26 protein-coding genes and 2 pseudogenes are annotated in these 24,792 nt (G+C 66.9%); 16 read left to right on the forward strand and 12 right to left on the reverse strand.

Annotated elements, in window-relative coordinates:
• Nucleotides 1-22 precede the first annotated feature (22 nt).
• Nucleotides 23-472, reverse strand: a complete 450-nt coding sequence (locus QM741_RS12745; RefSeq protein ID WP_415208057.1) for a c-type cytochrome — start codon at nt 470-472, stop codon at nt 23-25.
• Between the two features lie 252 nt (nt 473-724).
• Here QM741_RS12745 and QM741_RS12750 point away from each other — a divergent pair, with 252 nt between their 5' ends.
• Nucleotides 725-1,516 (forward strand): dienelactone hydrolase family protein, encoded by a 792-nt coding sequence (locus QM741_RS12750; protein WP_415208058.1) that lies wholly within the window; start codon nt 725-727, stop codon nt 1,514-1,516.
• A 19-nt stretch (nt 1,517-1,535) separates the two neighbouring features.
• Here QM741_RS12750 and phbB read toward each other — a convergent pair whose 3' ends face one another.
• Together phbB and gluQRS are read right to left on the reverse strand one after the other, a co-directional pair.
• Entirely contained in the window at nt 1,536-2,276 is a 741-nt protein-coding gene (gene phbB / locus QM741_RS12755) for an acetoacetyl-CoA reductase (protein ID WP_415208059.1), read from the reverse strand.
• 77 nt (nt 2,277-2,353) lie between these two features.
• The gene (gluQRS, locus tag QM741_RS12760) at nt 2,354-3,256 is read right to left on the reverse strand and encodes a tRNA glutamyl-Q(34) synthetase GluQRS (RefSeq protein WP_415208060.1); all 903 of its coding nucleotides are present in this window, start codon (nt 3,254-3,256) and stop codon (nt 2,354-2,356) included.
• 142 nt (nt 3,257-3,398) lie between these two features.
• Between gluQRS and htpX the strand changes: the two genes are divergently transcribed.
• Nucleotides 3,399-4,292 carry a protease HtpX gene (gene htpX / locus QM741_RS12765; RefSeq protein ID WP_415208061.1) on the forward strand — a complete coding sequence of 298 codons (894 nt, stop codon included), beginning with the start codon at nt 3,399-3,401 and terminating at the stop codon, nt 4,290-4,292.
• Nucleotides 4,293-4,413: 121 nt separating this feature from the next.
• On the opposite strand, the gene QM741_RS12770 is transcribed toward htpX, so the two are convergent.
• The 7 genes and pseudogenes from QM741_RS12770 to QM741_RS12800 form a co-directional block, all read right to left on the reverse strand.
• Nucleotides 4,414-4,707, reverse strand: coding sequence for a ParB-like protein (locus QM741_RS12770; RefSeq protein ID WP_415208062.1), 294 nt, complete (start codon nt 4,705-4,707; stop codon nt 4,414-4,416).
• Between the two features lie 79 nt (nt 4,708-4,786).
• Nucleotides 4,787-5,032, reverse strand: a pseudogene (locus QM741_RS12775) (ParB-like protein); the annotation flags it as partial.
• A gap of 54 nt (nt 5,033-5,086) precedes the next feature.
• On the reverse strand, nt 5,087-5,716 hold the full coding sequence (rnt, locus tag QM741_RS12780) for a ribonuclease T (protein ID WP_415208063.1): 630 nt from the start codon (nt 5,714-5,716) through the stop codon (nt 5,087-5,089).
• A gap of 91 nt (nt 5,717-5,807) precedes the next feature.
• Nucleotides 5,808-6,575 (reverse strand): DUF2063 domain-containing protein, encoded by a 768-nt coding sequence (locus QM741_RS12785; protein ID WP_415208064.1) that lies wholly within the window; start codon nt 6,573-6,575, stop codon nt 5,808-5,810.
• A gap of 28 nt (nt 6,576-6,603) precedes the next feature.
• Nucleotides 6,604-7,512 (reverse strand): DUF692 domain-containing protein, encoded by a 909-nt coding sequence (locus QM741_RS12790; RefSeq protein WP_415208065.1) that lies wholly within the window; start codon nt 7,510-7,512, stop codon nt 6,604-6,606.
• A 5-nt stretch (nt 7,513-7,517) separates the two neighbouring features.
• The gene (locus QM741_RS12795; RefSeq protein ID WP_415208066.1) at nt 7,518-7,835 is read right to left on the reverse strand and encodes a hypothetical protein; all 318 of its coding nucleotides are present in this window, start codon (nt 7,833-7,835) and stop codon (nt 7,518-7,520) included.
• A gap of 327 nt (nt 7,836-8,162) precedes the next feature.
• Entirely contained in the window at nt 8,163-8,954 is a 792-nt protein-coding gene (locus QM741_RS12800; RefSeq protein WP_415208067.1) for an efflux transporter outer membrane subunit, read from the reverse strand.
• Between QM741_RS12800 and QM741_RS12805 the strand changes: the two are divergent.
• Nucleotides 8,855-9,538 (forward strand): annotated as a pseudogene (locus QM741_RS12805) (response regulator transcription factor). The gene QM741_RS12800 and the pseudogene QM741_RS12805 overlap by 100 nt on opposite strands.
• 30 nt (nt 9,539-9,568) lie before the next feature.
• Here QM741_RS12805 and QM741_RS12810 read toward each other — a convergent pair.
• Nucleotides 9,569-9,853, reverse strand: coding sequence for a hypothetical protein (locus QM741_RS12810; protein ID WP_415208068.1), 285 nt, complete (start codon nt 9,851-9,853; stop codon nt 9,569-9,571).
• Between the two features lie 166 nt (nt 9,854-10,019).
• On the opposite strand from QM741_RS12810, the gene QM741_RS12815 reads away from it, so the two are divergent.
• The 3 genes from QM741_RS12815 (at nt 10,020) to QM741_RS12825 (ending at nt 12,354) form a co-directional block, all read left to right on the forward strand.
• Complete coding sequence (locus QM741_RS12815; protein WP_415208069.1) at nt 10,020-10,259, forward strand: hypothetical protein; 240 nt, start codon at nt 10,020-10,022, stop codon at nt 10,257-10,259.
• Between the two features lie 84 nt (nt 10,260-10,343).
• On the forward strand, nt 10,344-10,664 hold the full coding sequence (locus QM741_RS12820) for a sensor histidine kinase (protein WP_415208070.1): 321 nt from the start codon (nt 10,344-10,346) through the stop codon (nt 10,662-10,664).
• Between the two features lie 271 nt (nt 10,665-10,935).
• Nucleotides 10,936-12,354: a porin gene (locus QM741_RS12825; protein WP_415208071.1), complete on the forward strand. Its 1,419-nt coding sequence runs from the start codon at nt 10,936-10,938 to the stop codon at nt 12,352-12,354.
• Between the two features lie 92 nt (nt 12,355-12,446).
• On the opposite strand, the gene QM741_RS12830 is transcribed toward QM741_RS12825, so the two are convergent.
• Nucleotides 12,447-12,941: a MerC domain-containing protein gene (locus QM741_RS12830; RefSeq protein ID WP_415208072.1), complete on the reverse strand. Its 495-nt coding sequence runs from the start codon at nt 12,939-12,941 to the stop codon at nt 12,447-12,449.
• A gap of 100 nt (nt 12,942-13,041) precedes the next feature.
• Between QM741_RS12830 and QM741_RS12835 the strand changes: the two genes are divergently transcribed.
• The 10 genes from QM741_RS12835 (at nt 13,042) to QM741_RS12880 (ending at nt 24,679) form a co-directional block, all read left to right on the forward strand.
• Nucleotides 13,042-13,623 (forward strand): DUF2796 domain-containing protein, encoded by a 582-nt coding sequence (locus tag QM741_RS12835; protein ID WP_415208073.1) that lies wholly within the window; start codon nt 13,042-13,044, stop codon nt 13,621-13,623.
• Nucleotides 13,620-14,375: an ATP-binding cassette domain-containing protein gene (locus QM741_RS12840; RefSeq protein ID WP_415208074.1), complete on the forward strand. Its 756-nt coding sequence runs from the start codon at nt 13,620-13,622 to the stop codon at nt 14,373-14,375. Before QM741_RS12835 ends, QM741_RS12840 begins: the two co-directional genes overlap by 4 nt.
• 9 nt (nt 14,376-14,384) lie before the next feature.
• Nucleotides 14,385-15,638, forward strand: coding sequence for an ABC transporter permease (locus tag QM741_RS12845; RefSeq protein WP_415209123.1), 1,254 nt, complete (start codon nt 14,385-14,387; stop codon nt 15,636-15,638).
• 2 nt (nt 15,639-15,640) lie between these two features.
• Complete coding sequence (locus QM741_RS12850; RefSeq protein ID WP_415208075.1) at nt 15,641-16,300, forward strand: DUF3299 domain-containing protein; 660 nt, start codon at nt 15,641-15,643, stop codon at nt 16,298-16,300.
• A gap of 473 nt (nt 16,301-16,773) precedes the next feature.
• Nucleotides 16,774-17,106, forward strand: a complete 333-nt coding sequence (locus QM741_RS12855) for a hypothetical protein (protein ID WP_415208076.1) — start codon at nt 16,774-16,776, stop codon at nt 17,104-17,106.
• Nucleotides 17,107-17,126: 20 nt separating this feature from the next.
• Nucleotides 17,127-17,930, forward strand: coding sequence for a CDP-diacylglycerol diphosphatase (locus tag QM741_RS12860; protein ID WP_415208077.1), 804 nt, complete (start codon nt 17,127-17,129; stop codon nt 17,928-17,930).
• Nucleotides 17,931-17,979: 49 nt separating this feature from the next.
• On the forward strand, nt 17,980-19,941 hold the full coding sequence (locus QM741_RS12865) for a M1 family metallopeptidase (RefSeq protein WP_415208078.1): 1,962 nt from the start codon (nt 17,980-17,982) through the stop codon (nt 19,939-19,941).
• A gap of 155 nt (nt 19,942-20,096) precedes the next feature.
• Nucleotides 20,097-21,323 (forward strand): hypothetical protein, encoded by a 1,227-nt coding sequence (locus QM741_RS12870; protein WP_415208079.1) that lies wholly within the window; start codon nt 20,097-20,099, stop codon nt 21,321-21,323.
• Between the two features lie 84 nt (nt 21,324-21,407).
• Complete coding sequence (gene hisS / locus QM741_RS12875) at nt 21,408-22,790, forward strand: histidine--tRNA ligase (RefSeq protein ID WP_415208080.1); 1,383 nt, start codon at nt 21,408-21,410, stop codon at nt 22,788-22,790.
• The gene (locus tag QM741_RS12880) at nt 22,787-24,679 is read left to right on the forward strand and encodes an HAL/PAL/TAL family ammonia-lyase (RefSeq protein WP_415208081.1); all 1,893 of its coding nucleotides are present in this window, start codon (nt 22,787-22,789) and stop codon (nt 24,677-24,679) included. The genes hisS and QM741_RS12880 overlap by 4 nt, the downstream gene beginning before the upstream one ends.
• Nucleotides 24,680-24,792: the final 113 nt, after the last annotated feature.

Consider the following 24,792-nt stretch of genomic DNA (forward strand, 5'->3'; position numbering starts at 1 on the left):
GCTCGAAGCCGACGACGTTTCTTCAGTCCTTCTTCTTGTACTTGTCGTGGCAAGCCTTGCAGGTCTCGGCGACTTTCTTGAACTGCTCCTTGTCCTTGGCCTCGTCGTTCGCCTTGGCCACTTCGGCGAGCAGCTTGGCTTGCGTGTCGAGGTCTTTGGCCTTGGACTGGAAGTCGTCCCAGTTCGCCCAGATGTCCGGCTTGGCGTCGGTGTGGCCTTGGTCGGAGCCTTTCGGGAAGCCTTCGACGATCTGGTCGCTCAGATTGGCGATTCGGTTGGCGTGCTTGGCGAAATCGGCGGCGTCGAACGGCGTCTTGCCCTTGACCATGGCGCCGAGAGGGTCGATGTTCCAGCCGATCACGGTCATCAGGCCCATGCGGTAGTCGATTGCGTCGTCCGGCTTGCCATGGGCGAAGGCGAGCGCGGACAGGGTCAGGGCGGAAGCGGCGGCAAGCAGGCGGCTCTTGTTCATGGGTAGTCTCTGGCTTCGGGCTGGAGTGCGTGGCAAGGAAGTTCTGCACATGCAGAGCTTCCGCGAGTCAGGGATGGCTCGCTCGGCGAGTCAAGCACGCAAGTGCTTGATTCGCCGTAGCCGAATCCGAATTCACTTCGGATTCGGCGCGGGCTGCCAACCCCGGGATGGGGTTGTGCAGACCTTCCCAAGTTTATCAAAGGCTGTGCGAAAATCCCGTTTCGTCGTGTTCGATCATCGAGGAGAGCCGCCATGAAGTTTCCCGTTCGTCTTTTCCTGCTGTCGCTTTGCGTCGCCGACAGCGCCCACGCCGCGATGGTCGCGAAAAACGTCGACTACGACGTCGGCGGCAAGAAGATGCAGAGCGTACTCGTCTACGACGACGCGGTGAAGACACCGCGCCCCGGGCTTGTGATGACGCCGGACTGGCTCGGCATCACCGCCGACAATCTTGCGTTGGCGAAACAGGTCGCCGGCAAGGACTACGTGATTCTCGTCGCCGACGTCTACGGACTCGACGCGCGGCCGAAGAATCCCGACGAGGCCGGCGCGGCGACGAAGACGATGTACGCGCATCGCGACGACCTGCGCGCGCGCATCAATGCGGCGCTGGCGCAGTTGCGGGCACAGGCCGGCAACGCACCGCTCGACGGCAAGCACTGGGGCGCGTTCGGCTTCTGTTTCGGCGGCACGGCCACGCTCGACCTCGCGCGCAGCGGCGCGGACGTGGCCGGCGTGGTCTCGTTCCACGGCAATCTCGTCGGCGATCCGGCGTTCAAGGACGAGATCAAGGCCAAGATTCTCGCGATGAACGGCGGCGACGACAAGTTCGTGTCGGACGACTCGATCGTTGCGTTCGAGAAGGAAATGCGCGACGCCAACGTCGACTGGCAGTTCCTCAACTTCGGCGGCGCGGTGCACTGCTTCGCGATTCCGAGCGCCGACGGCAAGGTGCCCGGTTGCAAGTACGACGCGCGCACGGCCAAGCGCGCGTTCGCACGGATGAAAGAATTCCTCGGGGAAGCGTTCGGTCTCGGCGGATAGCCGCCGTTGCTGATCCGCCTCACCAACCCATGTACTGGCCGCCGTTGATGGAGAGGTTGGCGCCGGTGATCCACTTCGCCTCGTCCTTGACGAAGAACTCGATCGCGTAGGCGATTTCCTCGGGTTCGCCGAGGCGGCCGACCGGAATCTGCGCGGCGATCTTGTTGCGCACGTCCTCGGGTACGGCCATGACCATCTCGGTGGCGACGTAGCCTGGCGAAACGGTGTTGACGGTGATGCCGAACTTCGCGTTCTCCTGGGCGAGCGAGATCGTGAAGCCGTGCATGCCGGCCTTGGCCGCAGCGTAGTTGGCCTGGCCGTATTGGCCCTTCTGGCCGTTGATCGAACTGATCTGGATAATGCGCCCCCACTTGCGGTTGCGCATGCCGTCTATGATCGGCCGGGTGACGTTGAACACCGAATTGAGGTTGGTGTTGATGACTTCCTGCCACTGTAGCGCGGTCATCTTGTGGAAGGTCGTGTCGCGCGTGATGCCGGCGTTGTTGATGAGGATGTCGATCGGGCCGAGCTTGGATTCCACTTCCTTGACCATCGCCTCGGCCGAGGCGGGGTCGGAGACGTCGCCCTTGACCAGCAGCACGTCGACGCCCGCCGCCTTGAGCTTGTCGGCCCACGCCTTGGCCTTCGCTTCGTCGCGGTAATTGGTGGCCACCTTGTGGCCCATGCCTGCAAGGCGCTTGACGATGGCGGTGCCGATACCGCCGGTGCCGCCTGTGACGAGTGCAGTGCGTGACGTCATGACTGTCTCCCTCCGGTTATAGGGCGGCTGGGCATCAGCCGCCGGAATCTTTGGTTCGATTGTACACGTTCGCCTGGTCACTCCAAGGCGGCGAACGCATCGGACTTTCGGCGCATTGCGCCAAGCTCGAAGCTCGCCGCGGCGACGGCCAGCAGCGTTTCGGGCGTGGACGCGGGCGTTCGTGCCGCCTCGCGCAGGCCGAGGAAATCGAGCGCGGTGCGCAGGGTCGGCAACGGATCGTTGCGATCGACCGGCAGTGCGCGCGTCGACTTCGACAGCTTCGCTCCGGCGCGGTCGAGCACGAGCGGCAGATGCAGATAGCGCGGCGTGGGCAGGCCGAGCAGTTGCTGCAGGAAGATCTGGCGCGGCGTCGAATCGAGCAGGTCGCTGCCGCGCACGACCTCGGTGATGCCTGCATCCGCATCGTCGACGACGACGGCGAACTGGTAAGCGTAGCCGCCTTCGACGCGGCGCACGACGAAATCGCCGACGTCGCGCAGCAGGTTCTGCGAGTACGGCCCTTGCAGCAGATCGTCGAAGCCGATATCGCGATCGTCCACGCGCACGCGCCACGCCGGCGCACGCGCGGGGTCGAGCCGCGCGACGCAGGCGCCGCGGTGCAGGCCGCCGTGCGCGTCGAGATCGCTGCGGCTGCACCGACAAACGAACACGCGTTCGCGCAATCGCGCGAACGCGGCGTCATGGGCTTGCTCGCGCCGGCGTTGCCAAACCACGGGCTCGTCCGGGACCATTCCGAAGGCGGCGAGCGTGGCGAGGATATCCCGCGCCGCGCCGGGAACTTCGCGCTGCGGGTCGAGGTCTTCCATCCGCACCAGCCACGCGCCGCGCTGCGAACGCGCCCGCAGCCAACTGCCGACGGCGGCGACGAGCGAGCCGAAATGCAACGGCCCGGTGGGCGAGGGCGCGAAGCGACCGCGGTAGACGCCGGGATTCGGGGATGGAGATTCGGGATTCGGCAAGGCGGCCTTCGTGCTCTGGCGCGCACGCCGGCGATTGTGGGTGCAACGCGTGAATGAAGGCAAGATCGACGGCGTGCCGGAGTTGAAAGGTCCCGGCGCATCCCAATCTGTTTTCCACATTGCAGTGAATTCGAGAGGCACCATGTTGCGCATCGCCCTGTTCGTGCTGACCAACCTTGCGATCATGCTCGTGCTGAGCGTCGTCGCCTCGATTTTCGGCCTCGACCGCTGGGCCTACGCGCACGCCGGCATCAATCTGACCGGCATGCTCGTCTTCTGCGCGCTGTTCGGCGTCGGCGGATCGTTCATCTCGCTGCTGATGTCGAAGACGATGGCGAAGATGTCGGTCGGCGCGCAGGTCATCGCATCGCCGCGCAACGCCGCCGAACAGTGGCTGTTCGACACCGTCGCGCGCCACGCGAAAAACGCCGGCATCGGCATGCCCGAGATCGCCGTCTACGACGCGCCCGAGATGAACGCCTTCGCCACGGGCGCAAGCAGAAATCACGCGCTCGTCGCCGTCTCGACCGGGCTGCTGCAGGGCATGGGTCGCGACGAGGTCTCGGCCGTGCTCGGCCACGAGATCAGCCACGTCGCGAACGGCGACATGGTCACGCTCGCCTTGATCCAGGGCGTGGTCAACACCTTCGTCATGTTCCTGGCGCGCGTGCTCGGAGGCATCGTCGACAACGCGATCTCGGGCAACCGCGACGATCGCGGAGGCGGCTACGGCATCGGCTATTTCGTCATCACGATGGTGCTGCAGACGGTGCTCGGCGTGCTCGCGACGATGATTGTCATGGGGTTCTCGCGCTGGCGCGAGTTTCGCGCCGACGCGGGCGGTGCGAAACTCGGCGGCCGCGCGAACATGATCGCGGCGCTGCGCACGCTCTCGGGCGATCACGGTGACGCGGGCCTGCCGAAGGCGCTCGTTGCCTTCGGCATCGCCGGCGACGGCGGCGTGGCGCGCCTGTTCACGAGTCATCCGCCGATCGCGGAGCGTATCGCGGCACTGCAAGAGGCCGAGCCGGCGTGATTCCTTCGGCGACTGCGCCGCAAGAACCGGTCTGCAGCGACAGGCGATGCCGGCGAATTTAGCCTCGCTTTCGCCGGATGCCCGTGGGGCATCCCCGGCTTGATCCGCTTGCCGATTCCCGTCAGACGATCGGACCGCACCAGCCGGGCAAATAGTCGGCGTCTTCGCTCTTGGCGAGCTTCATCGCTTTTTCCAGGGCCGTGTCAAAACCGGCGTCGACCAGTTTTGGTTTGATCCGGTGGCGCAGGAAATCGGCCCAGAGGAATTCGCTGAACGGGGTCGTGTCCTTGGCGAAGCCGCCGACGCGACGCAGTTCGCCGGCGAGGCTGCGGAACGGGTCGTCGACGAGGCCGGTGATCTTTTTCGGAATCGCCGAGTAGTCGCAGTGCCGGCCCTTGGCGTCGAACGGGTGCATCCAGCCGCGATTGTCGAGATTGATCCAGAACGCCCTCCGGTTCGAGCTTGCGCAGGTCGGCGACGACGGTGACCGCGATGTCCTTCACGCCTTCGCGATGCAGCGCGAGCGAAAGATGATGATGGTCGATCACGTAGTAGCGACCCTTCGGCCCCCACACGACCGGGATCATGTGCTTGCCGAGGTAGTCGGCCTTCTTGCCCGCAGGGTGATGCTTCCAGCTCTTGCGCTTGGCCTCGACCTCGCGCATGCCGACGGTGATCTGGGTCGGGCGCAGATCGGCGATCGCGACGGGATGCAAGCGCGGCTCTCGCGTCAGGGGCATGGCTCGGGTCTCCGGCGAAAAGAGACAGGGTGCCGGCACGAGCGTTAGCAGTACCTATGCGGGGTGCGCATCGCTCATCGTCTTCCAGCGGTTGACGATCTCGCAGAACAGCAGCGCGGTGCGCTCGGCGTCGTAGACGGCCGAGTGCGCTTCCGACTCGTTCCAGTCGAAGCCGGCGGCCTGCACGGCGCGGCTCAGCACGGTCTGGCCGTAGGCGAGGCCGCCGAGCGTGGCGGTGTCGAAGCAACTGAACAGGTGAAACGGGCTGCGCTTGTAGCCGGTGCGGCGTATCGCGGCGTTGAGGAAGCCGAGGTCGAACGAGGCGTTGTGGCCGACGAGGATCGCGCGCGAGCATTCGTATTCGCGCAGCGCGCGGCGGATCGGGCGGAAGATCAGGTCGAGCGCCTCGCGCTCCTCGACCGCCGCGCGGAACGGATGGGTCGGATCGATGCCGGTGATTTCGAGCGCGCGCGGATCGATGTTCGCGCCCGGGAACGGCACGACGTGGGTCGATACGACCGCGTCGGGATGGACGATGCCGGCTTCGTCCATGCGCACGACGCTGGCGGCGATCTCGAGCAGCGCATCGCGTTCGTTGTCGAAGCCGCCCGTTTCGACGTCGACGACCACCGGTAGGAAGCCGCGGAAGCGCTCGGCGTATTTCGCGGAAGGGACGAAAGACATGGCGCGAGCATACGTGGCCGCGGCGGGGACCACAATGCGCGTGGTCGGCGCGAACCTCGCCGCAGCGCCCGCCCTTGTTCGGCGGTCATGCCTATTCGGGAAGGGTGCCGAGAATGGCCTCGCGTTCCTTCAACTCGCGCAGCATGGCTTCGCCCGCGGCGCGCAGGTTGGCCGCGGTGGCCGTATCGTAATCGGCGAGCAATGCGGCGAGGCATTCGCTTCCGCTGGCCCGCGCGTTCCGCTGCAGCCGTTCGATCAGCAGCGCGCTGAGCGCGTTGATCTCGTGGAAGCGCACCGCATCGTCGCGGCCGCGCACGAGCAGCAGCAGGGTCGGTTCCGCCGGCGCTTCGGCAGGGCGGAAATGCGGCGAAATGCGATGCACGGGAAAGTGGTAGGCGAGGACGCAGGCGAGCGGCGACACGACGGGGACGCGAGTCCGCACGTCGCCGTGCGGATCGTGCGGCAGCGAATCGATGTCGGCTTCATCGAGCGACAGCGCCAGTTCCGCCCATTCGTAGTGCGCGAGTTCGAGCAGGAAGGGCGGATCGTCGTGGCCCTGTTCCTGCCGCGTCTCCAGCCAGCGCAGGAACTCGCGGCCGAATTCGGGGAACAGCGGCGTATGACAGCGGTGCTCGCGCAGGAACTCGCGCGCGAGGCTTTCCCATTCCGCATCGGCATACAGCGTGCGGATAACCGGGAAGTTCGAGGAAATGAAGCTCTCCATGTTCGCGTAGACGAGATCGCGGTAGACGCCGATGCGCCGCTCCTCGATGCCGGCCGGCGCGGGCGCGTGCGCGGGATCGCGCAGGTGCGCGGTGAAGCGGAATTGCATGTCCTGCGTGGCGTTCAGATCACGCATCATGGAGTCCCGGTCGCATGCCGAACCCTCATCCGGCGCTTTGCGCCACCTTCTCCCGGCGGGCGAAGGGAAGAGCGGTTTCAACTTGGCGCGGCGACTGGATCGCGCGGATATGGTCGAGTTCGCCGAGCAGCTCGGCCAGCGGTGGAATGCGGAAATCGCGTTCGAGCAATGTCGGCTTCACGCCGCAATGCGCGTAGGTGTAATCGAGCAGGTCCCAGACCGGATCGATCACCGGCGCGGCGTGGCTGTCGACGATCAGGTCGGGCGCTTCATCGTAATGCCCGGCGATGTGCAGGTAGGCGATGCGTTCGGCGGGCATCGCGTCGATGAACGCTTTCGCGTCGTAGCGGTGGTTGACGCTGTTGACGTAGACGTTGTTGACGTCGAGCAGCAGGTCGCAGTCGGCGGCGCGCAGCACGGCATTGGTGAAATCGGCCTCGCTCATCTCGCGTCCGGGCGTGGCGTAGCACGACACGTTCTCGATCGCGATGCGCCGGTCGAGGATGTCCTGCGCGCGGCGGATGCGCGCGGCGACGTAATCCACGGCCGCCTCGGTGTACGGGATCGGCAGCAGGTCGTAGAGATGGCCGTCGTCGGAGCAGTACGAAAGATGCTCGCTGTAGATCGCAACGCCGTGTTCGTCGAGCAGGCGGCGGATCTTGTGCAGCAGGGTTTCGTCGAGCGGCGCGGGGCCGCCGAGCGACAGCGACAGGCCGTGGCAGACGAACGCATGCGCTTCGGTGAACGAACGCAACGTCTTGCCGAGTCGGCCGCCGACGTTGATCCAGTTCTCCGGCGCGACTTCGAAAAAATCGATCGCGCCGGCACGGTCGTCGTCACTGCGCTCGCGCGAGGCACGCCAGTCCTGCAGCGGCCCCAGCAGGGACCGCCGCAGGCCGAGTCCGGCACCGTGTATGGCGGCGGGACGAAGCATTACGTTCAGTGACCGCTGCAGGAGCCTTCCTTGCCCTTCTTGTCCGCGCTGCACGAGCCTTCTTTACCTTTGGCATGAGCGTCGGCCATGCACTTGTCCTGCGCGGCCTTGTCGGGCATTTCCGTGCACTTCTTGCCCTTGGTGGCGCCGCATTTGCCTTCGCCGCACTTGCCCTCATCGCCGACCGCCGACTGGGTGTAGCCGGCGACCAGACTGTTCAGGTGGAACGTCGGGTTTGCCTGCGCGATCTGCGCGAGCGAGAAGGCGCCGACCAGGCCCGTGCCGATGGCGAGAGTGAGGGGTTTGACCAGTTTGTTCGACATGACGATGTACTCCGTGGTGTGGATGAAAGTTTCTGCGTCGACTCGAGCGGCATCCCAGGCACCGCTTCTGGCGGGCATATCGATGTGGCGAAAAAGTCATATGACGCGCGCAGGAATCCCCTCGTGCGTCACTTCGACTTTCCCCTACGGTATGTCCCGGCCGTAGCGCAGGCAAGATAAACCGATATTGCGCTGCGTTGAGCCAGTAGACGGGGCCGAAGCGGATTTCCTTACAGGCGCGATCGCGGACTCGCGGGCAAGCTCATGTTTCGGGCGCGATGCGTTGGGTAAGGGGGCAGCCGGCCGGGCGGCCGTTTGCGAAGGCGATCAGTCCGCTGTGGTTGGTCGGCCGCCGCCGCGGTTCGCCATCTTGGCGGTATCGGCGTCGGCCATACCGCTGCCCGACCAGCCGCCGCCGACCGCGCGGATCAGACCGACGCTGGCGCGCAGCTGGCGATCGCGCAGCGCGATCAGGCTACGCTGCGCCTGCAGCGCGGCGGTTTGGGAGGCGACCACGTCGAGATAGTTGACCGCGCCGTTCTCGTAGCGGTCCGTCGCGAGGTGCAGGGCGTTCTGCGCGGAGGCGACCGCGGCGTCTTCCTGCTTCGCTTCCTCGTCGAGCAGGTGGAGCAGGGCGAGATTGTCCTCGACTTCGCGGAACGCGGCGAGCGTGGTGTCGCGGTAGCGGTCCGCCGCTTCGTTGAACACGGCCTGCGCCTGCGCGGCGATGGCGCGGCGCTTGCCGGCGTCGAACAGCGCGAACGAGAAGCGCGGGCCGATCGACCAGAATCCGTTCGGTGCGGTCAGCCAACCGGCGCCGCCGGTGTTCTCGTAGCCGCCGGTCGCGGTCAGGCTGATGCTCGGGAAGAATGCGGCGCGGGCGACGCCGATCATCGAATTCGCCGCGGCCGCGCGGCGTTCTGCGGCCGCGATGTCGGGGCGGCGTTCGAGCAGAGTTGACGGCAGTGCGAACGGGATCGAGGGCAGCGGCAATTCGATGACCTGCGCCGGCAGCGAGAATTTCGACGCGGACTCGCCGAATCGAAGACGACGACAGCACGGCCGAGGAAATCGTGGCCGAGCTGACTTCGCACGGATTCCAGGTCGACCGCGCCGCAACGGGCGGCGAAGGCCTGGAGCTCGCCCTGCGCGGCGACTACGACGCAATCACGCTCGACCGCATGCTGCCGGACATCGACGGGCTCAGCGTCGTGAGCGCTCTGCGCGCGCGTCGAATCCACACGCCGGTGCTGATGATCAGCGCGCTCTCCGACGTCGACGAGCGCGTGCGCGGCCTGCGCGCGGGTGGCGACGATTATCTAACCAAGCCGTTCGCCTCCGACGAAATGGCCGCGCGTGTCGAAGTGCTGCTGCGCCGCCAGGCGCAGGCCGCCGAGCCGACCCAGTTGCGCGTGCAGGGGCTGCTCCTCGACCGCGTGGCGCATGCCGCGAGCTTCGACGGACGCGATCTCGACCTGAAGCCGACCGAATACCAACTGCTCGATTTCCTGATGCGCAACTCGGGGTAGACGCTGACGCGCACGATGATCTTCGAGAGCGTCTGGGGCTACCATTTCGATCTGGGCACGAACTTGATCGAAGTCCACATCGCGGGCTTGCGCAAGAAGCTCGAGCAGGCCGGCTGTCCGCCGCTGATCCAGACCGTGCGCGGCTCGGGTTACGTGTTCGGCGATGCTGGCTGAACTCTGGCGCATCACGAGCTTCCGCCTGACCTACTGTACGGCGGCTTGTTCGCGCTCGCGGTGGTCGGCCTGTTCGCGTTGATCTACTGGCAGACGGCGCATTACCAGAACCAGCAGGTCGACCAGATCCTGCGCAACCAGGCGCACGTGTTTTCGAGCGCCAGGGTGGACCAGCTCGACAAGGACATCGCTTACGAGATCGAGCGCGACGTCCGTCGCATTGGCTTCTTCGGCGTGTTCGCGCCGGACGGACGCGTACTGGCCGGCAATCTTGCGCGCGCGCCGCAAGGCCTGCTTCTGGACGGCAAGCCGCACGCGCTACCGATGGAAACCAACGCGGCGCTGTTTCCGCAGGCGCTGGAAATCCGCGCACTCGGCCAGACCCTCGCCGACGGCAACGTGCTCGTCGTCGCGCGCGACGTGGCCCTGCTCGAACAGAATCCGCCAGTCGCTGCTACGCGGCTGTTTTCTGATCGCGGCGGTGATCCTGCTGCTCGGCGTACTCGGCGGCGTGTTCTACAGCCTGCCGGCGGTGCGCCACATCCGCGAGATCGGCCGCGCGGCGCGGCGCATCGGCGACGGCGACTATACACAGCGCCTGCCGCTCGGCCGGCGCAACACCTGCGCACGTCGCTCACCCGGCTCCGCGCGTCGATCTACCGCACTTCGCAGTCGCTCGAAGACGCGTCGCCGCACCATGCTGCGCTCGACCATGCGCTGACCCAGAACCGACCTGCTGCTGGCGCGCTTCCGCGCGCTCTCGCGCATCTCGGAAATCGAAAGCCGCCGGCGCCGCGCCGGGTTCTTGCCGACGCCGCTGGAACCGATCGCGCGCAAGCTCGTCGAACTCTATGCGCCGCTCGCGGTCCAGGGCGGCGCACGGCTCGCGCTCGACGTCGCCGCGAGCCCGACCGTGGTCTGCGACGGCGAACTGCTGTTCGAGGCGATCGGTAACCTGATCGACAACGCGATCAAGTTCACGCAGCCGAACGGCGTCGTTCGCGTCGAACTCGGCGGCACGCAGGAGGAACCGGTGATCGGCGTCAGCGACTCGGGGCCGGGCATCGCGCCCGACCAGCGCAAATCGACGAGGCGCGCAATGTGCCCGGCAGCGGACTCGGTTTGAGCCTGGTCGACGCGATCGTGCGCCTGCACGGCTTCGCCTTCATCCTCGACGAGGCGGCCGAAGGCGGCACGCGGGCGCGGATCGTGTGCCGGCGGCGCGAGCCGATCGTGTAGCGGGCCAGCTCGCCACGCCCCGCTTTACCAACGCCAAGGCCGCCGCGTAAAAAATCTGTCACATCCGGTTTCTACCATGCGCGCACCAGAGCAACGGTGCGCGCGGCGTCGACGGCGGCCGTTGCCTCTCCCGGCTTTTCACTACCCCGAGGCAACCCATGAAGAAGAACATCCATTCGCGCTCGTCCGTGTCCGTGAAGAAAACCCTGCTGTGCGCCGCGCTGCTCGCCGGCCTCGCTACGTCGGCGTCGGCGTTCGCCGACGACATCAATCTCACCTGGAACGGCATCACGCTGTACGGCACCGTCGACGTCGGCGCGGCCTACCAGAACCACGGCACCGACTACAGCCATGACATGTACATCGGCATGGAGTATCTGGTCTCGAAGAACAGCAACAAGTCGGTGACCTCGATCACCAACAACGCGATGAGCCAGTCGAAGGTCGGCCTGAAGGGCACCGAGGCGATCGCCGACGGCCTCGATTTCGTGTTCAATCTCGAGATGGGCTTCAACCCGGCGTCGGGCAGCATTTCCGATGCGGTCAAGTCGCTGACCTACAACAACGGCCGCGCACTCAACGACCAGAAGACCGCGGCCGACGGCGCGCGCGCGGGCCAGCTTTTCAACGGCCAGGGCTGGGCCGGACTGAGCAGCAAGGAATTCGGCACGATCTCGCTGGGCCGCCACGTCACCCTGCTCACCGACACGATCGGCAAGTACGATCCGCAGGGCGGCGCCTACGCGTTTTCGGTCATCGGCTATTCGGGCGCGACCGCCGGCGGCGGCAACACCGAGAACACGCGCGCCGACGATTCGGTCAAGTACATGTACAAGTACCAGAATTTCCACATCGGCGCCCTCTGGCAGTTCGGCAAGAACAGCGGCAACCCGGGGGACGGCGGCCAGGTGAACGTCGGCGCCGACTTCGGCAGCTTCTCGGTCGATGGCGTCTATGCGTTCAAGAACCAGTCGATCGCGGCCGGTTCGTTGAGTTCGGCGCAGATCGCCGCCTGTGCGACGGGCGTGACGACGGGCTGCGGCCTGCCGCGCGATTCGCTGGCGGCGACGATTTCGGACAACGAGTCGTGGACGCTGGCCGCCTCGTACAAATTCAACGACGCGCTGAAGATCTCCGGCGGTTTCGAGCGCATCGACTATTCGAACCCGTCGAATCCGCTCGCCGCGAACTTCGAGACGCTCGGTGGCTATCTCATCAGCGTGACCAACAACAACGCCTACGCGCACGACAAGATCCTCAAGGTGAGCTGGATCGGCGGCAAGTACAACTTCACCAAGGAATGGAGTCTCGGCGTCGGCTACTACCATTACGACCAGAACGACTATCACACCGCGACGGTGAGCGGCGCCGTCGTCAGCGCGCCATGCTCCAACAATAGCGCCGGTTCGTGCAGCGGCAGCCTCGATGCGTTCTCGGCAGTGCTCGACTACCGCTTCAACAAGTACTTCGACGTCTACGGCGGTGCGATGTATTCGAAGGTGTCCGACGGTCTCGCCAACGGTTACCTCTACACCTCGGTGCTCAGCACGGCGGCGGGTCTGCGTTTCCAGTTCTGAACACGACGAAAGCACGTACCCTGCGTTCCCTCATTCGACCGCCGCTGCAGCGGCGCTCTCCCCAAGGCCGGAGCAATCCGGCCTTTTTTTCTTCAGCGAGCGATGCCGGCGATCCAGCGCCGCGTCGCCCATAGATTGAGCAAGTGCGCCGCGACGAGGCAGAGGCCGCCGGTGACGGCGAACAGCGCGTGCCATGATCCGTCGCGCTGCGCGAGCGGCGACAGTGCCGCGCATAGCAGCAATGCGCCGCCGCCGAGCGCGCACGCGATCGGCCGCGCGGCGCGGTGGCGCAGCCAGCCCCGAAACGTGCTCGACAACGCCATGCCCGCGGCTAGCGACGCCGCGAGCCACTCGTAGCGCGCCGCGTACAGCAGCGCGATGGCGATGCCGTGCGCCGGGTGGCTCCAGGCGTACAACGCCAGCGTCAGCGACGGCACGGCGGCGAATGCGAGCGGCACGACAAGGCAATGCAACGCGCAAAGCGCCGAGACGAGCGCGCCGAGGCGGTCGAACCGGCCGTTCGCCGCGGCCGCTGCGGCGCGGTCCGGATCGTCAGGAAGGGAAAAGTTGACTGCGCGTGGCGGCATTGTTATGTTATAACATAACCTACTTGCTCGGCGATCCACCATGCGACCCGGCGGCACGATGATCCTTCCCTCTTGCGTTCGTCGAAGCGCGCGCCCCGTCGTGCATTGCCTTTCATTGCTGTGCGCCGCGTTTGCCGCCTCCGCACCGGCGCAGATCCAGCGCCAGCACGGTGCACACGTGCACGGCGAGGCGACGCTCGATCTCGCGCTCGACGGCAGCCAGCTCTCGCTGACGCTCAACGCGCCCGGCATGAGTTTCGCCGGCTTCGAACACGCGCCGCACGACGATGCCGAGCGCAAGACGCTGGCCGACACCGTCACCGCGCTGAAGACGCCCGCTGGCTGGCTGAGCCTGCCGTCCGAAGCCGACTGCAGGCTGGACAGCGCAAAGGTCGAGCCGCATGGTTTCGGCAGCGCCCTCGCTGCCGAACAAAACAGGCACGGTGGCGACGCCCATCCCTCCGAGCACGACGCCGACGCGGACGCCCGTCACGAGCACTCCGATTTCGACGCGGACTATCGCTACGTCTGCGCCAAACCCGCGGCGTTGCACGCGTTCGACCTGCACCTGTTCGAGCGTTTCCCGGCATTGCACACGCTGCACGTCAACCTGGCGCTGCCCGACCGTCAGGACAGCGCCACGCTCGCGCCCGGCGAGACGCAGGTAAGACTGTCGCCATGAGCGCGACCGCCACGCCCGCACGAGCGCCGTCCGCGTCCGCGCGCCATACGGGCGTGGCGGTCGCGATCGACGATCTGCAATTCGCCTGGCGCGGCGGTGCGCCGCTGCTCGACATCGAATCGCTCGCGATCGCGCGCGGCGAGCGCGTGTTCCTGCAAGGCGCGAGCGGCAGCGGCAAGAGCACGCTGCTCAGCCTGCTCGCCGGCGTGCTGCTGCCGCAGCGCGGTTCGATCCGCGTGCTCGACAACGAAATCACGGCGCTGCGCGCCGCGCAACGCGACCGTTTCCGCGCCGACCACGTCGGTTTCGTGTTCCAGATGTTCAACCTGCTGCCGTTCCTGTCGGTGCGCGAGAACATCCTGCTCGCCTGCCGCTTTTCGGCGTGGCGCAGGCGGCACGCGCTCGCGTACGGCACGCTCGAGGCGGAGGCCGATCGCCTGCTCGTCGCGCTCGACCTCGATCCCGCGCAGATCGGCACCAAGGCCGTCGCCGAACTGAGCATCGGCCAGCAGCAGCGCGTCGCCGCGGCGCGCGCATTGATCGGCGCGCCGGAATTGCTGATCGCCGACGAGCCGACCTCGGCGCTCGACAGCGACGCGCGCGTGGCGTTCCTCGGCCTGCTGTTCGCCGAATGCTGGCGTGCGCGCACGACGCTGGTGTTCGTCAGCCACGACGCCGCGCTGGCCTCGCTGTTCGACCGCCGCGTCAGGCTCGCCGACATCAACCGCGCCGCGCGCCGGCGCGGCGCCTGACCGATGCGTCTGCTGCCGCTCGCACTGAAAAGCCTGCGCAACCGCCGCTTCACCGTCGCGCTGACCGTGTTCACGATCGCCCTGAGCGTGTGTCTCCTGCTCGGCGTCGAACGCGTGCGCACGCAGATGCGCGAGAGTTTCGCCAGCACCGTGTCGGGCACCGACCTGATCGTCGGCGCGCGCTCGGGGCCGGTGAACCTGCTGCTCTACGCGATCTTCCACATCGGCGACGCCACCAACAACGTGTCGTGGCAGAGCTACAAGGAAATCGCCGCGCTGCCCGACGTCGCCTGGTCCGTGCCGATCTCGCTCGGCGATTCGCACCGCGGCTACCGCGTCGTCGGCACGACCCTGGATTTCTTCGCGCGCTACCGCTACGGCGCCAAGCACGAACTCGCGTTCGCGCAGGGGCGCACGTTCTCCGACTTGTACGATACCGTGCTCGGCGCCGAGGTCGCGCGCAAGCTCGGCTACAGGCCCGGCGACGCGATCGTCATTGCGCACGGCACCGGCCGCGTCGCGATCGCCGAGCACAAGGACAAACCGTTCCGCGTCGCCGGCATTCTCGAAGCGACCGGCACGCCGGTGGACGCGAGCGTGTTCGTCAGCCTCGAAGCGATCGAAGCGATCCATATCGACTGGCAGTACGGCACGCGCATGCCCGGCTCCGGCGTCAGCGCCGATGCGGCGCGCAGGCTCGACCTGACGCCGAAGACCATCACCGCGTTCCTGCTCGGACTCAAATCGCGCATCGCGACCTTCGGCGTGCAGCGCACGATCAACGAGTACGAGGCGGAACCGCTGCTCGCGATCCTGCCCGGCGTGACGCTGCAACAGTTGTGGGGGCTCGTCGGCATCGCCGAGAACGCGCTGCGCCTGGTCAGCGCGCTGGTCGTGCTGGTCGGCATCGCCGGCATGCTGACCGCGCTCGTCACCACGCTCGCGGAGCGGCGCCGCGAGATGGCGATCCTGCGCGCGCTCGGCGCGCGACCGCTGACCGTGTTCGGTCTGCTGCTGCTCGAAGCGCTGCTGCTCGCGGCCTGCGGCGCGCTGGCCGGCGTCGCGCTGTTCTATCTCGCGCTGGCGCTGGCGCGGCGCGCGCTGCTCGACGGCTACGGCATCGCGGTCGCGCTGACGGCGCCGACGCGGACGGAATTCGCGCTGATCGGCTGCGTGCTGCTGGCCGGTCTCGTCGCGGGGCTGGTGCCGGCCGCGCTCGCCTATCGCAACGCGCTCGCCGACGGGCTCACGATCAGGACTTGAACATGCGTATCCGCCGCCGCATCGCGCCGTTTCTCGCCTTCGCGTTTCTCGCTGCCTGCGCGCGCGAAACGCCGCCGTCGGCCGCACCCGTTCCGGCGTCCGCTCCGGCGCCCGCCGTTGCATCGGCTCCGCCGCCCGCTGCCGCGCAGGGCAACGGCACGACGGGCGCCGCTTCGTCGGCGTCCGCCACGGACGACGACAACTACGCCGTGCACGTGCACAAGCCCGACGCACAGGGCTACACCGAACTCGACTGGCTGGCGATGATGCCGCGCGACGAACTCGAATCCCTCAAGGAGGCCGCCGGTACGGTGGTGCACACGGGCAACAAGCGCATGAAGCAGTTCGGCAGCTTCCGCATCGTGCCGGACGTGCTCGGCCGCAGGATCAAACTGCCCGGCTACGTCGTGCCGATCGAAAGCGACGACAAGGGGCGCATGACCGAATTCTTCTTCGTGCCGTTCTTCGGCGCCTGCATCCACGTGCCGCCGCCGCCGCCCAACCAGATCGTCCATGTGCACCTGTCGAATCCGGTCAAGGCGCCGGAAATCTGGGAAGCCTTCATGCTCAAGGGCGAATTGCGCGACGAAAAAATCCAGACCCTCATGGCGGGCTCGGCCTACTCGATGGGCGATGCGACCCTCGAACCGTACCAGGGTTGACGCGCCGTGCCGCGCACGTGCACGACGCGGCGGCCGCCTGCGTCGGTTGCTGCCGCTGGCGGCGCCGGTGGCCGTTGCACTGGCGGCAAGCGTCGGTTGTCAGCGATCGACGGATGCGCCGCGATTGCCGACGCAGCAGGCGGCGCCGCCGGCAGTGCCGCCCGTTGCCGCCGCGCCGCTCGACGCCAGCGGCATGATCGAACCGGCGCAACGCAACGCCCTCGGAGCGCTCCTGTCGTCGCGGGACGATTTCGCCCGCGACGTGCGCTTCCTGCTCGCGGCGAGCCTGCGCGACCGCTGCGAGCCCGCGCACGCCCACGAGCTCGCGCGCATGGCCGTCGCCGCTCTGGTGCCGGTGCTCGAGGACACGAAAGCCGCGCTGGGCGGCCATCCCGAACTGCGCCATGCCGCCTATGTGCTGGTCAGCCGGCTCGCGGCGGCGGCGCCGTGCGGGCAACCGTTGCACATCGTCGTTGGCGGCTACTCGATGGATTCTGGCGCCCGAGCGCTACGCGGCCGCGTTCCCCGACAGCTATTTCGCGCCCGGCCTCGACGCGCCGCCTTCGGCCTTCGCCGGCCGCGACCTGGGCGCTCGCGTCGCCGATCCGTGCACGCCGGTCGTCTACGCGGCCCTGCCTCTGGACGGCGAACGCGTCTGGCAATGCGTCGGCCTGCGCGCCACGTTGCGCCGACGCCTGGAGCATGTCTGCACGGACGCCATGCAAAACGGCTCGCCCGCCGATGCGCGGAAGCTGGTCGCCTCCATCCGCGACGAATTGCAGAAATTGCCGGCGATGTGCCGATGATGCCCGTCCGCATTCCCGCCATGGCATTCGCGCTGACGATGCTGCTCGACGCCTGCTCGACCCTGCGCAGCGGGAAACCGCAGGAAGGGCAGGCGACCGGTGCCGCGCGCGACCGGCTCTGGCACAAGGTCCACGACGAATGCGCGCCGGCCGCCGCGAAGGGCAACTACCCGCCGCTGCCGTGCATCGAAGTCGATACCGCGCCGGGTGCGGCCGGCGGCTATGCCGTACTCAAGGACCGCAACGGACGCTTCCAGTACCTGGTCATGCCGCTGGCCCGCATCCCCGGCATCGAGAGTCCGGCCCTGCGCGCGCCCGACGCGTCCGATTATTTCGCCGACGCATGGAACGCGCGCCTCTACGTGGATGCGGCCGTGCATCGTCCGTTGCCGCGCGATGCGCTGGTGCTGATCGTGAACTCGCCCTACGGTCGTTCGCAGGACCACTTGCACATCCACGTCGGCTGCATCCGGCGCGAGGTGCGCGATGTATTGCAGCGTCTGCTGCCGACGCTGGACGAGCGCTGGCGTCCCCTTGCGCAGCCGCTGTCGGCGCAGGACCGGGTGTATTGGGCACGCTGGGCGGCCGGCGAGTCGTTGCCGGTCGATCCTTTCAAATCGCTCGCGTCCGCGCTGCCGGCCGGCGATCGCATGGCGCTGCACAGCCTTGCGGTAGCCGGTGCGCGTTCCGTCGACGGGCGGCCCGGCTTCGTCCTGCTCAGCGCCCATGTCGATGCGGCGAAGGGCGATCTCGGCAACAGCGACGAACTGCAGGACCTCGACTGCGCCGTCGCCGCCGACCCTGAATCGCCGCGCCCGCGCTGAACCTCGATATGATGCGATTCGTCTCCGCCTCTCCCGACAAGGAACCTTCATGCTGAATCCGAACACGATCCGTACCGTTGCCGCAATGCTGATTTTCGCTGCCGTGCCGGCCGTCGCCGCAACGACGGACGTCGGCTTCGATCCGCAGGCGCTGTTCGCGCCGCTCGCGCTGCCCGATGCGGCGAACGCGTTCCGCGACGGCGCCGGCCGGCCCGGGCCGCTGTTCTGGCAGAACGGCGCCGACTACGCGATCCAGGCCAGCATCGATCCGGCCACGCACACGCTGACGGGCGACGAGACCATCACCTACACCAACCGCAGTCCCGACGCGCTCGACGTGCTGTGGGTGCAGCTCGACCAGAACATCTACCGCCGCGACGCGCGCACCGCCGGGACCATCCGCTTCTTCACCCACGGCAACACCACCGAGGGCTACCAGCTCGACGCGGTCGAGGTGGACGGCAAGCCGGTGCACACGCTGGTCGACGACACGCGCCTGCGCGTGGACCTGGCGCAGCCGCTCGACGGCGGCGGCAAGCAGCTCAAGCTGCGCATCCGCTACCACTACACCGTGCCCGGCACCTGGGGCGGCCGTACCGCGGTCACGCCGACCAAGAACGGCGACATCTACGAAATGGCGCAGTGGTATCCGCGCATGGCCGTCTACGACGACCTGCGCGGCTGGGACACGCTGCCCTACCTCGGCGCCGAGTTCTATCTCGAATACGGCACGTTCGACTACGCGGTGACCGTGCCGTGGAACTGGATCGTCGCCGGCTCCGGCGCGCTCGCCAATCCGGACGAAGTGCTCACCGCCGCGCAGCGCAAGCGCCTCGACGACGCCGCGCGCAGCGACGCCACCGTGTACGTCCGCTCGCCGCAGGAAGTGACCGATCCGACCAGCCGGCCGAAACGCGCCGGCACGCAGACCTGGCGCTTCCACATGGAGCACACGCGCGACGTGGCCTTCGCCGCCTCGCCCGCCTTCGTCTGGGACGCCGCGCGCATCAACCTGCCCGAAGGCAAGCACGCGCTCGCGATGTCGGTCTACCCGGTCGAGGCCGTCGGCAAGGACAAGTGGGACCGTTCCACCGAATACATCAAGGGCGCGGTCGAGCACTTCTCGTCGAAGTGGTATCCCTATCCGTGGCCCGCGGCGGTGAACCTCGGCGGCCATGGCGCCGGCATGGAATATCCCGGCATCGTGTTCGACGGCATCGAGGACCACGGCAAGGAACTGTTCTGGATCAGCGCGCACGAGATCGGCCACACCTGGTTCCCGATGATCGTCGGCAGCAACGAGCGCCGCTTCGCGTTCATGGACGAAGGCTTCAACACCTTCATCGACGTCTACGCCTCCGATGCGTTCAACCACGGCGAGTACGCGCCCAAGCGCGATTCCGAATACGCGCCCAAGGGCGGCAACCCGGTCGACGAGATCCTGCCCGTGCTCGCCGACCCGCAGGCGCCGACGCTGATGGCGCCGGCCGACTCCGTCGACGAGACGTACCGCCACTCCGTGCTCTACTTCAAGGCCGCGCTCGGCCTGATCCTGCTGCGCGAGCAGATCCTCGGCCCCGAGCGCTTCGATCCCGCGTTCCGCAAATACATCGCCACCTGGGCCTACCGCCATCCCGCGCCGTCGGACTTCTTCCGCCTGATGAGCAGCGAGGCCGGCGAAGACCTGTCGTGGTGGTGGCGCGGCTGGTACCTCAACAACTGGCAGCTCGACATGGGCATCGCCGCCGCCGAGTACGTGGACAAGAACCCGGCCAAGGGCGTCAGCGTGACGCTGACGAGCAAACGCAAGCTCGTGATGCCGGCCACGCTGCGCGTCGAATTCGCCGACGGCGGCACGCAGGAAATCCGCGTGCCCGTCGAAACGTGGCGGCAGAGCGCAGCGCCGAAACTGCTCCTGCCCACCGACAAGCGCGTCGCGCGCCTCGTCCTCGATCCCGACCACAAGCTGCCCGATGCGGATCGCGCCAACGACACCTGCGTCGTGCGCTGACGGCGGGCAGGTTCGGTCTATCCACATCCGGCGGCGGCTGCGGCGGTGCATTTCGATATTCCCCGGGCTTGCAATAAGCACATGCGCGGCGGGAACTTCGTCGCGGTGGCGACGGCATCTACATTGGCTGCCGTCATCACTTCCGGGATTATCGAATGCGCAAAATGCTTGGGGCATCTTCGGCGAGATGGGTCGTTTCCGCGGCGCTGTTTGCGGGCAGCGGCGTGACGAACGCGATCGACTATCCGCCCGACGGCCTCGTCGTCGATCTGCGTTATCGCAACGCACATATCGATCAGGCCGGCTATGCCGAGCCGGCCAATGCGCACACGCTGCGGTTCACGCTCGGTTATCTGTGGAAGATTTCGCCGCAATGGTCGGCCTATGCCGAAGGCACGCGCGTGTCCACGCTGTTCGGGGAGCAGTACAACTCCGGCGCCAACGGCAAGACCAAGCTGCCGTCCGAAGGCGACCCGCCGTCGAGCGAGATTTCGAGCGCGTGGCTCGCCTACGACAACGGCACCGCATCGGCGCGGCTCGGGCGGCAATACGTCAGCCTCGACAACGACCGTTTCTTCACGCCCGGCCTGTGGCGCCAGAATCCGCAGTCGTTCGACGCCGTCGCCGGCGCGCTCAAGTTCGATACCGGCACGACGATCAAGTACTACTACCTCGACGAGGCGCAACGTTCGGTCGGCCACGACTATCCCGATCCGACCCAGCGCGAGTGGGACCTCGACGCGAACCTGATCCACGTCGACCAGAAACTGCCGCTCGGCACGCTGACCGGCTACGGCTATTTCGTCGAGAACGACACCAACGCGAAATACTCCTGGCGCACCGCCGGCCTGCGCTGGACCGGCAAATACGCCTTCGGCGACAGCGGCACCAGCCTGGGCTGGACCGCCGAAGGCGCGCACCAGGAAAGCTGGCGCAACAACCCGCTGGATTACCGCGCCCATTACCATCTGCTCGAACTGAGCTACGGCTTCAACTGGGCCAGCCTCAAGCTCGGCGACGAGTTGCTCAGCGGCGACGGCAAGAATGCGTTCTCCTCGCCCTACGGCTCGAACCACGGTTTCGACGGCTGGACCAGCCAGTTCAAGAACACGCCGGCGAACGGACTCGAGGATCGCTATGTCGCCCTGCTCGGCAAGCTCGATTCGCGCCTGACCTGGAGCGTGACCTTCCACAATGCCTTTGCCGAGCGCGTGGACCAGCATTACGGTTCGGAAGTCAACGTGCTGCTCAACTACGCGCTGCGCCGCGACCTCAGCGTCGAACTCGACTACGCCGATTATCATCGCCGCACTTTCGGCACGGACGAACGCGCGTTGTGGGCGACGCTCGAATATCGGATCGGCAAGCAGGGAGGCATCTGACCGGCGGCGCGCCGGCGCCTCGCCGCGGCATGGTAAAATGCGCCCTTGCGCGGCTTTCCGCCGCGGTTTCGCGCAAGGACATCCATGCCGTTGACCCAAGCCCGCACCATGCCCGGTGTGATGGAGCTGCTGCCGCTCGACCAGATCGCGTTCGCCGACATGCTCGACACGATCCGGCGCAACTACGAACGCTTCGGTTTCCTGCCGATCGAGACGCCGGCGATCGAGTTTTCCGATGTGCTGCTGACCAAGTCGGGCGGCGAGACCGAACGGCAGGTTTACTTCGTGCAGTCGACCGGCGCGCTCGAGAAGGGCGAGGACAAGCGGCCGGAATTGGCGCTGCGCTTCGATCTGACCGTGCCGCTGGCGCGCTACGTCGCCGAGCACGAGCACGACCTGAGCTTCCCGTTCCGCCGCTATCAGATGCAGCGCGTCTACCGCGGCGAGCGCGCGCAGCGCGGGCGCTTCCGCGAGTTCTACCAGTGCGACATCGACGTGATCGGCAAGGATGCGCTGTCGATCCGCTACGACGCGGAAATTCCCGCCGTCATCTACAGCGTGTTCCGCGATCTCGCGGTCGGGCCGTTCACGATCTGGCTCAACAACCGCAAGATCATGCGCGGCTTCTTCGAGGGGCTCGGCATCGTCGATACGGAACAGCAGGCGCTCGCGCTGCGCGAAGTGGATAAGCTCGACAAGCGCGGCGCGGACTACGTGCGCGACACGCTGACCGGCGAGGGCTTCGGCCTGCCGGTCGAGGCGGCGAAAAAGATCCTCGATTTCGTCCAGGTCCGCTCGCACGGCCACGCCGATGCGCTGGCGAAGCTCGATGCGCTCGGGCATGGCAGCGAAGCATTCAACCAGGGTATCGCCGAACTGCGCGAAGCGCTGGCGATGATCCGCGCGCTCGGCGTGCCGGAAACGCACTACGCGATCAATCTGTCGATCGCGCGCGGTCTCGACTACTACACCGGCACGGTCTACGAGACCACGCTCGACGAGCATCCGCAGATCGGCTCGATCTGTTCGGGCGGACGCTACGAGAACCTCGCCTCGAACTACACCAAGTCGAAGCTGCCCGGCGTCGGCATCTCGATCGGTGCGACGCGCCTGTTCTGGCAGTTGCGCGAGGCGAAGCTGATCGACACCGCGCAATCGACGGTCAAGGTGCTCGTCACCCAGATGGACGAGGCGCAGCTTCCCGCGTACCTGGAACTCGCCACGCAGTTGCGCAACGGCGGCATCGCGACCGAAGTCGTGCTCGACGGCGGCAAGCTCGCCAAGCAGTTCAAGTACGCCGACCGCGCCGGCATCCGCTTCGTCGTCGTGCTCGGTTCCGACGAGATCGCCAAAGGCACCGTCACCGTCAAGGACCTGCGCAAGGAAGACCAGTTCGAAGTACCGCGCTCCGAGCTCGTGCGTACGTTGCGTGTGGAACTCGAACAGGCCGAGGCGATGAAGATATGAACACGCCGATTCGCTTCGACGGTTCGAGTCTGACCCGCGCGCAGCTCGTCGCCATCGCGAAACACGGTGTGAAGATCGAGCTCGACGCGGCGCAGCTGGCCAAAGTCCAGCGCACGGCGGACTTCCTCGCCGAGCAGGTGCAGCGCGGCGAGCCGATCTACGGCGTGACCACGGGCTTCGGCAGCAATGCCGACAAGCTGCTCGGCGCGCATCGCGCGCGCGACGAACTGCCCGGAGGCAATCCCGAGCAGCGCGACAGCACATTGATGGAGGAGCTGCAGCACAACCTCGTCATCACGCATGCGGTTTGTGTCGGTAAGCCGCTCGCAGTCGAAGTGGTGCGTGCGATGCTCGCGATCCGCGTCAACACGCTGATGCGCGGGCATTCGGGCATTCGCGCGGCGACGCTGCAATCGCTCGCCGAACTGCTCAACCGCGACGTGATTCCGGTCATTCCGGAGAAAGGCTCGGTCGGCGCGAGCGGCGATCTGGCGCCGCTGTCGCATCTTGCGATCGTGCTGCTCGGCGAAGGCGAGGCGTTTTATCGGGGCGAACGTCTGCTCGGCGGCGAAGCGCTGAAGCGCGCGGGACTCGCGCCCGTGCGTTTGTCGTTCAAGGAAGGTCTTGCGCTCAACAACGGCACCGCGCAGATGCTCGCGAGCGGCGCGCTGGCGCTCGATGCCCTGGAAAAATTGCTGGCTACGGCCGATCTCGCCGCGGCGATGACGCTCGATGCGTTCGCCGGCCGCAGTTCCGCGTTCAAGGCCGAGGTGCACGCGCTGCGTCCGCATCCGGGCCAGGTGGAGACGGCCGCCAATCTCCGTCGTTTGCTCGGCGACTCGACACTGGTCGACATTCCGTACCACCTCGTGCCGCGCTTCAAGACCTGGCTGGCCGATTCGTGGAGCGACCCGCGCGATCAACAGCACCGCTTCGATCTCGGCTGGGACTACGTGCCGCCGTCGCAGCGCCACGGAAAAGAGGCGTTCTATGCGCGCTTCATGCCGTTCAAGGGCGGCAAGAAGCATCAGCCGCAGGACGCCTACAGCCTGCGCTGCATCCCGCAGGTGCATGGCGCCGTGCGCGACGCGCTCGCGCAGGCGCAGCGCGTGATCGACATCGAACTCAACGCCGTCACCGACAATCCGCTGATCTTCCTCGACGCCGCCGATGCGAAGGTGATCGAGGATCAAGTCATTTCGGCCGGGCATTTCCACGGCATGCCGCTCGCGCTCGCGATGAGCTACGTCAAGGCGGCGATTCCCGTGCTCGCCTCGATCAGCGAGCGACGCCTCAACAAGCTCGTCGATCCGGCCACCAACGACGGCCTGCCGGCATTCCTGATCGGCAACGAGGACGCGACCGATTCGGGCTTCATGATCGTGCAGTACACCGCGGCGGCGTTGGTCAACGACCTCGCCACGCGCGCGCACCCGGCCAGCGTGTATTCGGTGCCGACCAGCGCGAACGCCGAAGACCACGTCTCGATGGGCACGAACGAAGCGCGCCACGTGCTCGAGATGATCGAAGACTTGGGCCACGTGCTCGCGCTCGAGCTGTACACCGCGGCGCAGGCGCTCGAGTATCGGCAGGACATGCTCAACGCCGCACGCGCCGTGGCCGCGCGGGGCGACTGGCAGAGCCTCGCGGCGAAGATTTCAGGTGCCCCGAAGCCCGATCACGAGAGCCATGCGCAGTTCGTCGACGAGGTGAAGAAGCTCACGGCTGCGCTGGCCGAAAGCGAGGAATTCCACGCTGGTTCCGCCGTGCGCGCCGCGTTCGCGACGATCCGCGAACACATCGGCTTCATGCCGCGCGACCGAGCGATGGACCAAGACGTCAAGCGCATCTGCGAGCTGGTCGCAGGCGGCGATCTGGCGGCGCGTTGACGCCAAAAGAAAGGGCCTTGAATGAACAAGGCCCATTGCGGCGGGAGAACGCCATGAAAGGGAGAACCGGTTTGCGCCTGCTCCCGGCGCCGGGAGCAGGCGATTCCGCATGG

It is taken from the genome of Rudaea sp. (genome assembly GCF_047601565.1).
GTDB lineage: Bacteria > Pseudomonadota > Gammaproteobacteria > Xanthomonadales > Rhodanobacteraceae > Rudaea.

Bases quoted from the DNA above. Each gene is read 5' to 3' on its own strand.
- QM741_RS12790 (WP_415208065.1), bottom strand. From the start codon at position 7,512: ATGCTTCGTCCCGCCGCCATACACGGTGCCGGACTCGGCCTGCGGCGG.
- QM741_RS12770 (WP_415208062.1), bottom strand. From the start codon at position 4,707: ATGCACCCGTTCGACGCCAAGGGCCGGCACTGCGACTACTCGGCGATT.
- QM741_RS12825 (WP_415208071.1), top strand. From the start codon at position 10,936: ATGAAGAAGAACATCCATTCGCGCTCGTCCGTGTCCGTGAAGAAAACC.
- hisS (WP_415208080.1), top strand. From the start codon at position 21,408: ATGCCGTTGACCCAAGCCCGCACCATGCCCGGTGTGATGGAGCTGCTG.
- QM741_RS12860 (WP_415208077.1), top strand. From the start codon at position 17,127: ATGGCATTCGCGCTGACGATGCTGCTCGACGCCTGCTCGACCCTGCGC.
- QM741_RS12830 (WP_415208072.1), bottom strand. From the start codon at position 12,941: ATGCCGCCACGCGCAGTCAACTTTTCCCTTCCTGACGATCCGGACCGC.
- rnt (WP_415208063.1), bottom strand. From the start codon at position 5,716: ATGTCTTTCGTCCCTTCCGCGAAATACGCCGAGCGCTTCCGCGGCTTC.
- QM741_RS12840 (WP_415208074.1), top strand. From the start codon at position 13,620: ATGAGCGCGACCGCCACGCCCGCACGAGCGCCGTCCGCGTCCGCGCGC.
- QM741_RS12870 (WP_415208079.1), top strand. From the start codon at position 20,097: ATGCGCAAAATGCTTGGGGCATCTTCGGCGAGATGGGTCGTTTCCGCG.
- QM741_RS12785 (WP_415208064.1), bottom strand. From the start codon at position 6,575: ATGCGTGATCTGAACGCCACGCAGGACATGCAATTCCGCTTCACCGCG.
- QM741_RS12880 (WP_415208081.1), top strand. From the start codon at position 22,787: ATGAACACGCCGATTCGCTTCGACGGTTCGAGTCTGACCCGCGCGCAG.
- QM741_RS12750 (WP_415208058.1), top strand. From the start codon at position 725: ATGAAGTTTCCCGTTCGTCTTTTCCTGCTGTCGCTTTGCGTCGCCGAC.
- QM741_RS12850 (WP_415208075.1), top strand. From the start codon at position 15,641: ATGCGTATCCGCCGCCGCATCGCGCCGTTTCTCGCCTTCGCGTTTCTC.
- htpX (WP_415208061.1), top strand. From the start codon at position 3,399: ATGTTGCGCATCGCCCTGTTCGTGCTGACCAACCTTGCGATCATGCTC.
- QM741_RS12745 (WP_415208057.1), bottom strand. From the start codon at position 472: ATGAACAAGAGCCGCCTGCTTGCCGCCGCTTCCGCCCTGACCCTGTCC.
- QM741_RS12795 (WP_415208066.1), bottom strand. From the start codon at position 7,835: ATGTCGAACAAACTGGTCAAACCCCTCACTCTCGCCATCGGCACGGGC.
- phbB (WP_415208059.1), bottom strand. From the start codon at position 2,276: ATGACGTCACGCACTGCACTCGTCACAGGCGGCACCGGCGGTATCGGC.
- QM741_RS12865 (WP_415208078.1), top strand. From the start codon at position 17,980: ATGCTGAATCCGAACACGATCCGTACCGTTGCCGCAATGCTGATTTTC.